Below are 12,571 nucleotides of genomic sequence, written 5' to 3'. Positions count from 1 at the left end.
AAGCCCAGAATCTTACGGGTTCTCTTCATTTTTTGTTTGTGAGGGTAAAATCGGTCATTTCCCGATTACCCCTTTAAACCAAATATTACTTGTTCACAGTTCCCAATGGCAGTATCTCCTTGCCGTAAACTTCGTTGATCACCTGTGCCAACCCTGTATAAATTGCTGAGAACCCACAAAATATTCCTTCATATCCGGCAATTACAATCAATGCATGATTGCCTGTGAAATCACCAATTGCCAAAAGCATAAACAGGATTGTAAGGGTTCCGAAAACAACCTGTAGAGCTCTATTGATCCTGAGGGTACCGATAAACATTACGAAGGTAAACAATCCCCACATAAATAGATAAGCTGCCAGCGCCTTTCCTGTTGGAGCTTCTGCCCATCCAAGTACTGGCATAAGTTTTATGGCTACGAATGTTCCCCAGAACATACCGTATGATATAAAGGCTGTTCCTGCAAAGGTATTGTTCTTCTTCCACTCCATGATTCCAGCTATAACCTGTGCCAGACCACCATAAAATACTCCCATTGCAAGAATCATCGCACTCATTTCTATAAGCCCTGCATTGTGAAGATTAAGTAATACTGTAGTCATACCAAATCCCAAGAGTCCAAGAGGAGCTGGGTTACCCGTAGGTTCTTTCAATAGTGAAGTTGCTGTTACATTATTTTCCGACATATTTCCCTCCAAAATATTGTTATTTTCGTGTCATATAGCACGATGAACATTATATCCCGAAAAGATGTCCAAAGCAATGATAATCGTATTAAACCAACAAATTTTTCATCTTTTTTACTCAGTCTTTACTATATTTCGGAATTCCTTTAAATATCCTAACAAAACTTTGAGTATTCCCATAAGTGGCACACCTATTATCATCCCAAGTATCCCAAACATGCTGCCAAAGAATAAAACTGAAAACATAACCAGCAAGGGATGGAGTCCTACTGAGTGTGACATTATCTGCGGTGACAGGAATGCGGCTTCAATCTGCTGAATTACAACTATAAGGATTATTACCCAAAGTGCCATTAGAGGCCTCTCCATAAATCCCAGGATAACCGGCAACACTCCTCCCAGCCAGGGGCCAAAGTATGGAATTATGTTGGTGATACCAGCAACAAGACCTATTGTAAGTGCATAGGGCACACCAATAAAAAAGCATCCGACACCGGTTAATACACCAACAAATGCAGCAATTGTAAGCTGTCCCTTTATAAATCCTCCAAACACCTTATCCATATCCTTGCCAAATTCCTTTAACTTTGAAATTCCTGATTCAGGAATATCTTCTGTTAACGCCTTAAGGATTTTATCCTTGTCCTTTAGATAGTAAAATGTAATGATGGGTGTAATTATTATGTCAAGAAGTGTTCCAGTTGAGTTTACCAGTACATTGAAAATGCCTCTGAATGCATTCTTTAAAAACTCCCCCAATCTATCCAGCTGGTCCTCAACGTTAAGATAATCCTGGACTTCCTTTGGAATAAAAGTAATTTCACCGGCTCTAAGCTCTACGATAAGATTTTCCACAAAACCTACAATATTGGGAATATCTTCAATAAAACCACTAAGATCTCCTGTAAGACTTGGTATAATTGTTCCAAAAGCAATTCCTATTATTCCAAAGAATAGTAAAAATACAATAAGTATTGCCACGGTTCTACTCATTTTTCTCTTCTCTAGAAATTTTACCAGCGGATTTAGAATATAGGCAAGTACAAGGGCATAAATAAATGGATTGATTACTCTTACAAGTGGTTTATATATTACCATTAAAAGAACAACGGCGAGTAAAATCATTCCTATATCAAACATCTTTTTCTTGCCTGGTATGGCAATTCGCATCTGATCACTCCGTTCTAACTATAAGTCAATCTAAAGAAACTTGACTGCGGTTCCGTATACCATAACCTCAGCCGCACCTGACATAACTGCTGCAGAGGCATATCTGATATTGATTATGGCATCAGCACCAAGATCTTCAGCCTCCTTAACCATTCTCTTTGTAGCAAGAGCCCTGGCATCATTCATCATATCGTTATAAGCCTTTAATTCTCCACCTACAAGAGTTTTAAAACCTTGTGTTATATCCCTTCCGACATTTCTGCTTTGTATGGTGGAACCCTTAACAAGACCGAGAGTATCAACTGTCTTTCCACTTATGTAATCAGTATTTACCAAGATCATCTTCATCACCACTCCTTATCTCTTTTATTCTTTCAAATAGCACATAGATACTAACACCCATAAATCCCAACGGTATTACTAGCAACAGAATCCTTATACCCATAGATTCAGGTATTCTCACTAAATTAAGCAATATAAATCCGTAATACGATAAAAGCAAAATTGTTACTATAATAGGTGCAATCAATTTCTTTATGTACATATTTGCGACCTCCTATCTTGTTTCTAATTTAACACTTTACTCTCTCGCGGGCAACAACTAATTTCCAAGGTTGAAAGTCCTTGCCAAAATATTTTTCAGATGCTATCATATTATTATATTTGGGGGTATGGCGCAGTTGGGAGCGCGTCTGAATGGCATTCAGAAGGCCAGGGGTTCGAATCCCCTTATCTCCACCAGCACAGTCGCTTCGTCATAATTTGCTGAAGTGGCTTTTTTATGGGATTTGAAAGGAATTGATATATATGGCAAAAAAAGTGATATTAGGTATGAGCGGAGGAGTCGACTCATCAGTTTCGGCTTTGCTCCTTAAAAAAGCAGGATATGATGTAGTCGGTCTTTTTATGAAAAACTGGAACGAGAAGGGCCCTGATGGTGTATGCACTTCAGCTCAGGATGCCGAAGATGCAAGGAGAGTTGCCACTGAGCTGGGATTTCCATGCTATACTATAAACTTTGAGAAGGAATACTGGGACAGAGTTTTCAGCTACTTCCTTGAAGAGTATAAAAAGGGAAGGACACCAAATCCTGATGTAATGTGCAATCAGGAGATCAAGTTCAATGCCTTCCTGGATTACGCCCTTAAGCTTGATGCAGATTATATTGCAATGGGCCACTATGCACAGGTAGAGGAAAGAGATGGTGACTACCTTCTACTTAGAGGCAAGGACAACAACAAGGACCAAAGCTACTTTTTATCCCGAATCGGGCAAAAAGCTCTTTCAAGGACATTATTCCCCATTGGACATCTTGAAAAATCCGAGGTGAGGGAAATAGCTCAGGAGCATAACCTTTATACTGCAGCTAAAAAAGATTCCACTGGAATCTGCTTTATCGGCGAAAGAGATTTCGATGAATTTCTGGACAGATATCTTCTATCAAAGCCAGGTGAAATTATCGATGTTGAAGGCGATGTTGTTGGCGAACATACTGGGCTTATCCACTATACCCTTGGACAGAGAAAAGGTATTGGCATTGGTGGTGTCGGAACTGGAGAACCCTGGTTTGTGGTTGGAAAGAGTCTTAAGAACAACAAGCTTTATGTCGCTCAGGGCTCACAGCATCCTGCTCTTTTCTCAACTTCACTTGTTGGAGAGGACCCTTCATGGATTGTTGAAAGGGAACCTGATTTACCTTTAAAATGCACAGCTAAATTCAGATACAGACAGAAGGATATCCCAGTCACTGTTCATAAGAGTGATGACGGCACTCTACATGTTGTATACGATGAGCCGGTAAAGGCTGTTACACCTGGTCAGATTGCCGTATTCTACCAAGAAGAGGTTTGTCTTGGAAGTGCAATAATCAAATCCATCAAACCACTTGAGGAAATATACAACTACATTAACATTGACTAAAATGCCTGGGCTCTTGCCCAGGCATTCCTTATCTGAATAGATTGTTTAAGCCTTTTATCGCCTTGGTATTGTAATTTCCTCCATTTAATCATATCATTAAATAAAGAGCTTCTTAAGTTTGAAGCTTTATACAAGAAAATTTGGCTGAAGAACAAAAACCAGGAGGTAGCTTATGGACAGAATATATAAAAATGGTAAAATTTATGTGGAAAAGGGATATTTTGAAGAGGCCATGCTGATATCTGATGGAATCATCAAGGCTGTTGGTGCAAATAATGATATCCTTCAAATTAGCTGTGATGAAGTCATTGACCTTAAAGGGAAAACCGTATTGCCAGGACTTAACGACAGTCATCTTCATATTAACATGATTGGTTCCAATATGAATTCCTGCATGCTGACAGAAGCTAAATCCATCGATGATGTCATCCGAATCGGGAAGGATTATCTATCAAAAAATCCTGATGTTGATGTACTGGTTGGAAAAGGATGGAATCAGGATAACTTTGTTAGTGGCGAAAAGAGACTCCTCAACAAGCATGACCTTGATAAGATTTCAACTGATATTCCACTGGTGTTTGACAGGGTCTGCATCCATGTGACCGTTGGGAACAGCAAGGCACTTGAAATTCTTGGAGTCAAAAAAGATACAGAGGTTGACGGAGGCAAGATTGAACTGGGACCTGACGGTGAACCAAACGGAATCTTCAATGAAAATGCGGTTAGATACCTTCAGTCCATAATCCCTTTGAAGACAAAGGAGGATATTGAAAAGGACTTCCTTATGGCCATGGATTATGCAGTCAGTGTAGGTCTCACATCTGTTCAATCCTGTGATATCATGAACAAGGACTACAAGAAGGTATTCGAAACAATACAGGGAATTGCAGACAGTGGTAAGCTGAAATTCAGATACGGACACCAGTTCAACTTCCAGGAAATCGATGACTTCAGGGATTATCTTGAGACAGAACACTTAAACGGTCGATACGACGAGAAATTCTATTCAAAGGGAGCTTTGAAGCTATTTAAGGATGGGTCACTCGGTGCAAGGACTGCTCTTATGCAAAAGGATTACAACGATGCTCCAGGAGAACGCGGAGTTGAGGCATTAAGCGATGAGCAGCTGTTCCAGCTTTGCAGATTGGCTGCTGATAAGGACATAAGGGTAGTCACACACGCTATCGGGGATGGTGCCATTCAAAGTGTTATCGATACCTATGAGAGAATAATGGATGACGGCGTAAATACTCTAAGACATGGAATTGTTCATAATCAGATTACCACAGGAAAACAGCTGGAAAAGATTGCAGAGCTTAAGCTTGCAGTCATGTATCAGCCTATCTTCCTTCAATCAGATATTCCGATTATCAATGATAGAATAGGTGATGAGCTTGCTGAAACATCCTATGCATTCAACACCTTGTATAAAATGGGAGCACCAGTCAGTCTAAGCACTGACTCACCCGTAGAGGACTGCAATCCATTCGAGAATATATATCTAGCAGTAAATAGAAAAAGGCTTGATGGTACGCCAGAGGAAGGATATTATCCTGAAGAAAATATGTCGGTTGAGGATGCAATTGACGGATACACCATTATGAGCGCCTACAACGAATTCAAGGAAGACTTCAAAGGAAGACTTAAGCCAGGTTATGTAGCAGATATGGTCATTCTTGATAGAGATATCTTTACTATTCCTTCTATGGAGATCAAGGATGTGAATGTAGAGCAGACAATAGTTGGAGGGAATGTAGTATATCAAGGTTAATTGACTTCAAATAAGGGGTAGCTTCAACATCGGAAGCTACCCTTTCTTCTATCCTTCTATTTCAATTTTCCCATCTTCAATCAGTTTGTCAGCTACCCACTCTGCAACCTTTCCAGTTATTTCTACACAGTGTCTTTTCCTTTCAGGGCTTTTGAAGTTGTCTCCAGTCCACTGTCTGGTTATTATCCTACAGCAATTTGAGCCGTACTCTTCTTTTACAAAATCGTGAAGATCAGCTGCAATTGGAAACATTTCGTCTTTCATGGCTTCCCCATGAACTCTTCCATATACCATTCCAAGGGCCATCTGTCCACCGCTTACTGCACCGCAAAGACAACCTGATTTACCCATTCCGATTGGAAAGCCTGATGCCATTTTGACTATATTCTCATCGTATGGTTTCCCAAGAACATTATTGATTGTTTGAGCAACTGCTTCCGAGCAAAAGAATTCCCCTCTATCAAAATATCCTTCTGCTTCTTCTCTTACCTTATCCAGTATTTCCTGTCTATTCATTATGTATAATTCCTCCTTATAGTTTTTACAATTAAGCTGCTGCCTTTATTTTCACTGCAGATGGTCGCATATGGACCAAATATCTTGCAAGTACATATAGAACTAGAGCAACTGCCACAAATTCCTGCAACTTAACAAGTGCACCAAGAATATTGTTGTCCATACCAAGGTTGCTAAAATATCCTGCTGTAGCTTTTAGGGATATTGCAGTTATTACCATTGGAAATGTAAATGCCGAGTATGAGGGATAAAACTTAAGTCCCAAAAGCTTCGGCAGCTTTACAAGTACATATATGTATGTCACCTGTGATAATGCCAAAAGAAATAACACCATCACAATACTCTTTACAGGGAATGCATTCATATAACCAGCCAAAAGCAAGCTGGCGGGTGCGCACATTATTACAAATGTAGGCAAGGCCGGTTCAGGTATTTCTTTTACAACCAAAACCCTTTTAAGAACTACAGGCAGTAAAGCAAAATAAGAAGCCAGACCAAACCAAAATAATATCCTTCCTAAAGCCTGCATCTGAAAAGCAGGACTTGTAACTGAACCCACCACAATACCTACATAAACTATGTACCAGGATGGAAAAACCTTCTTGATATTAAAATCCTTTAGAAATCTTACACTGAAACGAATAATCAAATAACTATGTAGAATAATAGCAGTTCCCCAGAAATACGGTGCTATGCCAGGCATTACAGGTTTCAAATATGTAGCCAGTAGCATCATGCCCATTGTCAGTGTTGGATATACACTTGCAACCACAGGATTTTCCAGTTCCTTTTTTACCGCTTCTCCATTTAGAATCAACTTAAGCAAAACTGCAATAAACAGAATCAATGCTACAAAACCAAAAATGCTTCTATAGCTCTCTCCGTAGCTTTGAACAAGATTTCCAGTCGCCGCAAGACCAAGGAAAAGACCAGTTATCGGCACCGGGACTCTCTCAATAATACTCTTCATCCAAACCCTCCTTATTATATTTGATAAATTTTTGTCACGTAAAAAGATGTATTTATATATTACCATACATCTATTTATCGATTCAAATTGGTTATTCTTATGAGTAATCATTATCAATAAAATAATTTAATACAGGTGATTACATGCAAAAAAACACCGATCAACTTATTTGATCGATGCCTTTCAATTCTTCGATTTAGTTTGACTCAAGCAATGGAATGCTTAGATTAGGTATGTAAACCTTATCTACGAGTTTAAGATAAAGGGCTGCACCTTGAATCTGAACGACAAAACCAACAGCTACAATAAGTGCCACCTCTGGACCAGAAGTAGAAAATATTGAAAGTGCTATTGCCAATGCAATTGAAAGGTTTCTCATTACTGTTCCATAGATGAGTGCAATACCATCTTCTCTTTCAAACATTGACCTTGCAATAATCGTTACAACAAGAAACGCTACTGCGTAGGAAGCAGATAGAACCAAGAATATTTTTACTAGCATCGCAGGGTCAGCAACTATAACCTTTGCCCTCATTGCAGTTGAAATGAATACTATACCGATTAAAGCAGCTGTTGCAATCAGTGGGATTTTAGTTTTGAATTCATTCTGAAACCGATCTTTCCCGAACTTTTTCAATAATATTTTCTGAGTCGTAAAACCCAAAGCCATTGGTATAAATACTACTTTGACTATTTCATTAATGATTTTCATAAATGGTATCCCTGCTGTTTCTCCCATAAAAACATTCAGGTAGAAAGGCATTAATACTGATCCAAGTATCAAGCCAACAACCATCATCTTTATGGCTGCCGAAACGTTGCCTTTTGCAAATCCAGTCCAGGATATTGTCATTCCGGATGTTGGAAGAAGTGCCATCAGAAGAAGTCCCATCATAATATGGGTATTGCCAGGAAAAAAGATTCTACCGATCAAAAACCCCATCAAAGGGAAAATAACAAAGTTGATTCCCTGTGCTACCAAATGTAGTTTTGTATTTCCTTTGGAAAACAATTCACTGTATCTTAATGTTATCATCATTGGATAAACCATAAAGAATACAACTGCTGGAACCAAGGCCTTAAATGGTGTTGGATCCATAAAATATCCGAATATAATTGCAAGTATCATTGTAACGGGTAAGTAGATGACAAGCTTTTTCTTTATATGTGCAAGGATTTTGAACATTGTAATTCCTCCTAAGATATTATATACCCCCTCTGGGTATTCTATGATATCTTATATCCTCTCTCCTCTTTTGTCAAGAAAAAATGCCGGGAGCTCCCAGCATTTTTCTATTTCCATTTATAGGGTTTTCGAGTAATCTTCCATATTCTTCAATCCTTCAATTAATGTTTCCTTTGAGGATGCGTATCCTATCCTGAAGCTGTTTTCATATTCAAAACAAGACCCCGGTGTAACAAAGGTTTTAGAATGCTCCATTAGTCCAATGCAAAACTCAAATGCACTGATGTCATAGTCATAAAAAACCAAGGCAGTGGTACCGGCTAAAGGTTTAATATAGGAGTACTTTTCATGTGCTTTTATCCAGTCATCCAGAATCTGTAGGTTTTCTATTATTATTGAACGATTTCTCTGAAGTATCTTATCCTTGTTTTCAAGAGCCAGAGCCCCGAATACCTCATCAATCATTCCGCAGCTTATTATACTATAATCCCTGTGGCTGAAAAACCTCTCCATCAAATCCTTATTTCTTGTTGCTATCCACCCCAATCTAAGTCCTGCAAGTGAAAACACCTTTGACATGCTGCTTGTACCAATTCCCTTGTCATAAAGCTCTACTATTGATTTCTGATAGCTACCATCCTGATTTAGTCCTCTGTATACCTCGTCACAAAGGATGTATGCATCCACTGTTTTTGCTACTTCAACTATCTGAATCATCATATCCTCAGGTATCAATGCTCCGGTTGGATTGTTGGGGTTGTTTAAACAAATAATCTTTGTGTTTTTATCTACCATCCCAGATAATTTTTCAATGTCCGGAAGAAAATGATTTTCCTTCTGAAGGTACATTATCTTAACTTCCGCTCCAAGTGACTCTGGAATTGAATAAAGCTGCTGATACGTGGGAATAATTGACACCACTCCATCTCCAGGCTCGACGATAGTATTTAGAACCAGGTTGTTTGCTCCTATCCCACCGTTTGTTGTTAATATGTCGTCTCGATCGACTCCCTTGTAAAGATCTGCAATTGCGTCCTTAAGTCTTGGATTTCCAGTTATGTAACCATATGTCATCTTTAAATCAAGTATATCGTCAAGCAAGCTGTCCTTGTCTACTCCTGAAATTTTTATTAACTCCGACAAGGACATTGAATCCACACATGTCTCAGCGATATTGAATTTTGCATCCATCTCGTATTCATTCATCCACTGTTCTACCTTAAACGGTTTTATTTTCATCTGAACTCCTCCAATCAATTATTATTGGCTCAAGCAAAATTATTTTATAAAATAAATCATATCATATCTGGTGCATCCAGACACTTATTTCTGGAAAAGTATAGCGCCCCCTTTAACAAAGATCTTTCACTAACCCATTTGTCATATGAATAAGTCCTCTTTTTACCCCAGTTTGAAACTGTCATATATTCTTCACCATACACTACATCCCATCCTGTTACAGTTACCCAATGATTTTTTAGCTCCCTGTCCGAATAGTTCCAAGTAAGAAGCAGTACTGGAGTTCCCTGTGCCAATCCTCCCCTTATGAAACTGCTGCCATCCTTAACATCAAATAACCATTTTTTTGTACATGGCATCATCTGGATTCCCTTACTGTTCATATACTTGGTAAGACCTTTTGCCATTTTTTCTACAGTTGGTATGCCAAATATTCCAGGCTTAATATAAGCATATAGCTCTTCCATCAGATGAGTGTAGTCTTCTTTTGAATTCCCATGGTATAAGTCTGCCAACTCCTCATATTGAATTCCCAGATATGTCATAAGATTTGCAGAAGCTGCGACGCCGCAAGAGCGGTCTGACCAAAATTTGTTCTTTACTCCTGATTCTGATAACCATTGCTGTTTTCCCCCGTAGTCGTTCCCAATCTGAAAGGCTTGATGATTCAGTATCATAACTCTTCTCCTTTCCTATTCTAACCAGCAATCTTTTCCTTGAAATATTTATAGAACACATCCAAATCCTCTGGAAATGGTGAATCCTTTATGCTCACAAAATTAAATTCCCTCAATATGTTAAAATTACTGATGTGGACCCTCACGAGACTACCTTCATTAATTTCATCCTGCACTGCATCCTCATACATAAAACTTATACCCAGCCCATCCCTGACCATTTTTTTCATGAGATTTACATTTCCAATTCTTATCACTTCCCTGAAATCATCCAGTGAATAATTTCGCTCAGCAAGACCTCTTTCCAAGACCTCTCTGGAGCCAGACCCCTTTTCTCTGATGATCAAGGTTTCCTCAAGGAGATCTGCAAGTTGAACTTCCCTTTTCCTGGCCAAATCACTCTCAGGAGAAACAACCAAAACAAATTCCTTCAAAATCAAAAGCCTGGAATCGTATGCAGATTTATTGAATAAACCTTCAATTAAACCAAAATGGATAGAACCACTATCAATTTCCTTCATAAGAATTCTTGTGTTATCAACCTGAATTGATATTCTGTAGTCATCAAATTTCTTATGGAAGTCTCTTATAAATGGTGCTATTGTGAATTCTCCTATTGTGAGGGTTGCACCCAATCTTAACTTCTTTAAACCTTGGTCAATTTCCTTTAACTTCTCAGACATAAGCTTTTCTCTTGCCTTGCCTTCCTGAAGATACCTCTTGAACTCCATACCGCTCTTAGTCAGATTCAACTGCCTGTTGGAATATGTAAAGAAGCTTGTCTTATATCTCTTTTCCAAATATTTAACATGCTGTGTCACTGCAGGTTGAGTAATGAAAAGCTTTTCTGCAGCTTTTGTGTAGCTCATATTATCACATACTGTAAGAAATGTATTGATTCTCTGATCAAACACTTTATCACTCCCATAATATATATTTATCGTTACATAAGTATTTATAACTTCATTTTATACTTTAATAATGATAAAATCAATCTATACAGGAAGGAGATGACTTTTTGAACAAATCATTGATACTAACAACACCTGGAATACTGATGTCGGTTATTCTGGCAGTTTTATCCTTACATATAAGTAACCTTATGCCGGCACACGCCATGGGAGCGGGAGTTATTTCCCTGCTTCTAGGAATGCTCTTTAACCCTCTAATGACAAGATACCCTATATTCCTTAAGGGTTTAACCTTTACCTCCAAAAAAGTTTTAAAATTTGCAATTATAATGATGGGAACAAGCTTGAGCTTTATCCAGGTTCTCGAAGTTGGCAAATATTCACTTGTAGTTATGACCTTCACTCTTTTTGCAGCGTTTGGAGGAGGCTATATCCTTGGGAAAGCTTTTGACATGGACTGGCGACTATCCAGCTTGATTTCTGCGGGAACTGGAATTTGTGGCGCATCTGCTGTTGCAGCAATTGCACCGGTTATAGATTCAGAGGACAGTCAAATTGCATATGCAATTTCTGCAACATTTATTTTTGATGTAGTAATGGTTGTTCTCTTCCCTCTTATGGGAGTCTACTTTGGTATGAACGATCTTGGATTTGGATTGTGGACAGGCACTGCAGTCAATGATACGTCTTCGGTGGTTGCAGCAGGATATGCCTTTTCAGATGCAGCGGGTAACTTTGCAGTTATTGTAAAGCTCACAAGAACCCTGGCAATTGTACCGGTAGTCCTCATTTTCTCATGGATTAATTCAAGGAGCAAATCAATTGGTGATTCCCTGGTTTCTACTAAAAAAGTAGATATCAGTGCGATATTCCCTTGGTTTATCCCTTTGTTCCTTCTTATGGTTGGTATAAAAAGCGCTGGCCTTATACCTGCTTCAATAAGTTTAACACTATCTGATACCAGCAAATTCCTAATGGTAATGGCATTGGGATCAATTGGTTTAAAAACCAACTTCTCAAAACTTGCCAAATCTGGATTGCTTCCTATGGCACATGGTTTCCTCATATCTACACTTGTTGTCATTGTATCATTTGCTGTACAAAGCTTCCTTGGCCAGATTTGATATAATATTCGTCATACCCCAAAAACTCCGGTTTCCTCGGAGTTTTTTTGATCTTGTTGGGTATAATTATTCCACTAGCATTAGAAGGTGGTGATAAATTTGTCGCAGACTCAAAACAAGGTAGCAGTTATTGGCGGTATCAATATGGATATTGCAGGTTTTCCACACGGGCAACTTATCCCTGGTGATTCCAATCCGGGAAAAACCATGCTTTCTCCTGGAGGTGTTGGAAGAAATATCGCTGAAAACATAGCACTCCTGGGAAATAGGGTCGAGATGTACTCGGTTGTGGGAGATGATATGTATGGAAAGAAACTCATTGAGGAGGGGTAATCGGGAAATGACCGATTTTACCCTCACAAACAAAAAATGAAGAGAACCCGTAAGATTCTGGGCTTTTTA

14 protein-coding genes and 1 tRNA gene are annotated in these 12,571 nt (G+C 38.8%); 5 read left to right on the top strand and 10 right to left on the bottom strand.

Annotation, left to right across the window (positions count from 1 at the left end):
• Positions 1–85: 85 nt before the first annotated feature.
• The 4 genes from ACOEN1_RS12900 to ACOEN1_RS12885 form a co-directional block, all read right to left on the bottom strand.
• Positions 86–685, bottom strand: coding sequence for an acetate uptake transporter (locus ACOEN1_RS12900; RefSeq protein WP_422487315.1), 600 nt, complete (start codon positions 683–685; stop codon positions 86–88).
• 114 nt (positions 686–799) lie between these two features.
• Positions 800–1,855 carry an AI-2E family transporter gene (locus ACOEN1_RS12895; protein ID WP_422487314.1) on the bottom strand — a complete coding sequence of 352 codons (1,056 nt, stop codon included), beginning with the start codon at positions 1,853–1,855 and terminating at the stop codon, positions 800–802.
• Between the two features lie 30 nt (positions 1,856–1,885).
• The gene (locus ACOEN1_RS12890; protein WP_422487313.1) at positions 1,886–2,203 is read right to left on the bottom strand and encodes a YbjQ family protein; all 318 of its coding nucleotides are present in this window, start codon (positions 2,201–2,203) and stop codon (positions 1,886–1,888) included.
• Positions 2,178–2,399: a hypothetical protein gene (locus ACOEN1_RS12885; protein WP_422487312.1), complete on the bottom strand. Its 222-nt coding sequence runs from the start codon at positions 2,397–2,399 to the stop codon at positions 2,178–2,180. Before ACOEN1_RS12885 ends, ACOEN1_RS12890 begins: the two co-directional genes overlap by 26 nt.
• A gap of 121 nt (positions 2,400–2,520) precedes the next feature.
• On the opposite strand from ACOEN1_RS12885, the gene ACOEN1_RS12880 reads away from it, so the two are divergent.
• The 3 genes from ACOEN1_RS12880 (at position 2,521) to ACOEN1_RS12870 (ending at position 5,546) form a co-directional block, all read left to right on the top strand.
• Positions 2,521–2,596: transfer RNA gene (locus ACOEN1_RS12880), tRNA-Ala, on the top strand.
• A gap of 66 nt (positions 2,597–2,662) precedes the next feature.
• A complete protein-coding gene (gene mnmA, locus ACOEN1_RS12875; RefSeq protein WP_422487311.1) occupies positions 2,663–3,775 on the top strand; it encodes a tRNA 2-thiouridine(34) synthase MnmA in 1,113 nt (370 codons plus the stop codon).
• Positions 3,776–3,947: 172 nt separating this feature from the next.
• A complete protein-coding gene (locus ACOEN1_RS12870) occupies positions 3,948–5,546 on the top strand; it encodes an amidohydrolase (protein ID WP_422487310.1) in 1,599 nt (532 codons plus the stop codon).
• Between the two features lie 48 nt (positions 5,547–5,594).
• On the opposite strand, the gene ACOEN1_RS12865 is transcribed toward ACOEN1_RS12870, so the two are convergent.
• The 6 genes from ACOEN1_RS12865 to ACOEN1_RS12840 form a co-directional block, all read right to left on the bottom strand.
• Positions 5,595–6,062, bottom strand: coding sequence for a C-GCAxxG-C-C family protein (locus ACOEN1_RS12865; RefSeq protein ID WP_422487309.1), 468 nt, complete (start codon positions 6,060–6,062; stop codon positions 5,595–5,597).
• Positions 6,063–6,093: 31 nt separating this feature from the next.
• Positions 6,094–7,032, bottom strand: coding sequence for a TDT family transporter (locus ACOEN1_RS12860; protein WP_422487308.1), 939 nt, complete (start codon positions 7,030–7,032; stop codon positions 6,094–6,096).
• Between the two features lie 196 nt (positions 7,033–7,228).
• Positions 7,229–8,218: an arsenic resistance protein gene (locus tag ACOEN1_RS12855; RefSeq protein WP_422487307.1), complete on the bottom strand. Its 990-nt coding sequence runs from the start codon at positions 8,216–8,218 to the stop codon at positions 7,229–7,231.
• 117 nt (positions 8,219–8,335) lie between these two features.
• Positions 8,336–9,457, bottom strand: a complete 1,122-nt coding sequence (locus ACOEN1_RS12850; RefSeq protein ID WP_422487306.1) for an aminotransferase — start codon at positions 9,455–9,457, stop codon at positions 8,336–8,338.
• A 56-nt stretch (positions 9,458–9,513) separates the two neighbouring features.
• On the bottom strand, positions 9,514–10,134 hold the full coding sequence (locus ACOEN1_RS12845) for a hypothetical protein (RefSeq protein ID WP_422487305.1): 621 nt from the start codon (positions 10,132–10,134) through the stop codon (positions 9,514–9,516).
• 20 nt (positions 10,135–10,154) lie between these two features.
• Positions 10,155–11,048, bottom strand: coding sequence for a LysR family transcriptional regulator (locus tag ACOEN1_RS12840; protein ID WP_422487304.1), 894 nt, complete (start codon positions 11,046–11,048; stop codon positions 10,155–10,157).
• 104 nt (positions 11,049–11,152) lie between these two features.
• Between ACOEN1_RS12840 and ACOEN1_RS12835 the strand changes: the two genes are divergently transcribed.
• Together ACOEN1_RS12835 and ACOEN1_RS12830 are read left to right on the top strand one after the other, a co-directional pair.
• Positions 11,153–12,169 carry a YeiH family protein gene (locus ACOEN1_RS12835; protein ID WP_422487303.1) on the top strand — a complete coding sequence of 339 codons (1,017 nt, stop codon included), beginning with the start codon at positions 11,153–11,155 and terminating at the stop codon, positions 12,167–12,169.
• A gap of 99 nt (positions 12,170–12,268) precedes the next feature.
• Positions 12,269–12,502: a PfkB family carbohydrate kinase gene (locus ACOEN1_RS12830; RefSeq protein WP_422487302.1), complete on the top strand. Its 234-nt coding sequence runs from the start codon at positions 12,269–12,271 to the stop codon at positions 12,500–12,502.
• Positions 12,503–12,571 lie beyond the last annotated feature (69 nt).

This window comes from Gudongella sp. DL1XJH-153 (genome assembly GCF_049310905.1).
In the GTDB taxonomy this organism is placed as follows: Bacteria; Bacillota; Clostridia; order Tissierellales; family Tissierellaceae; genus Gudongella.
The sequence above is the reverse complement of the archived record's forward strand: the minus strand, read 5'-3'. Positions and strand labels throughout refer to the sequence as shown.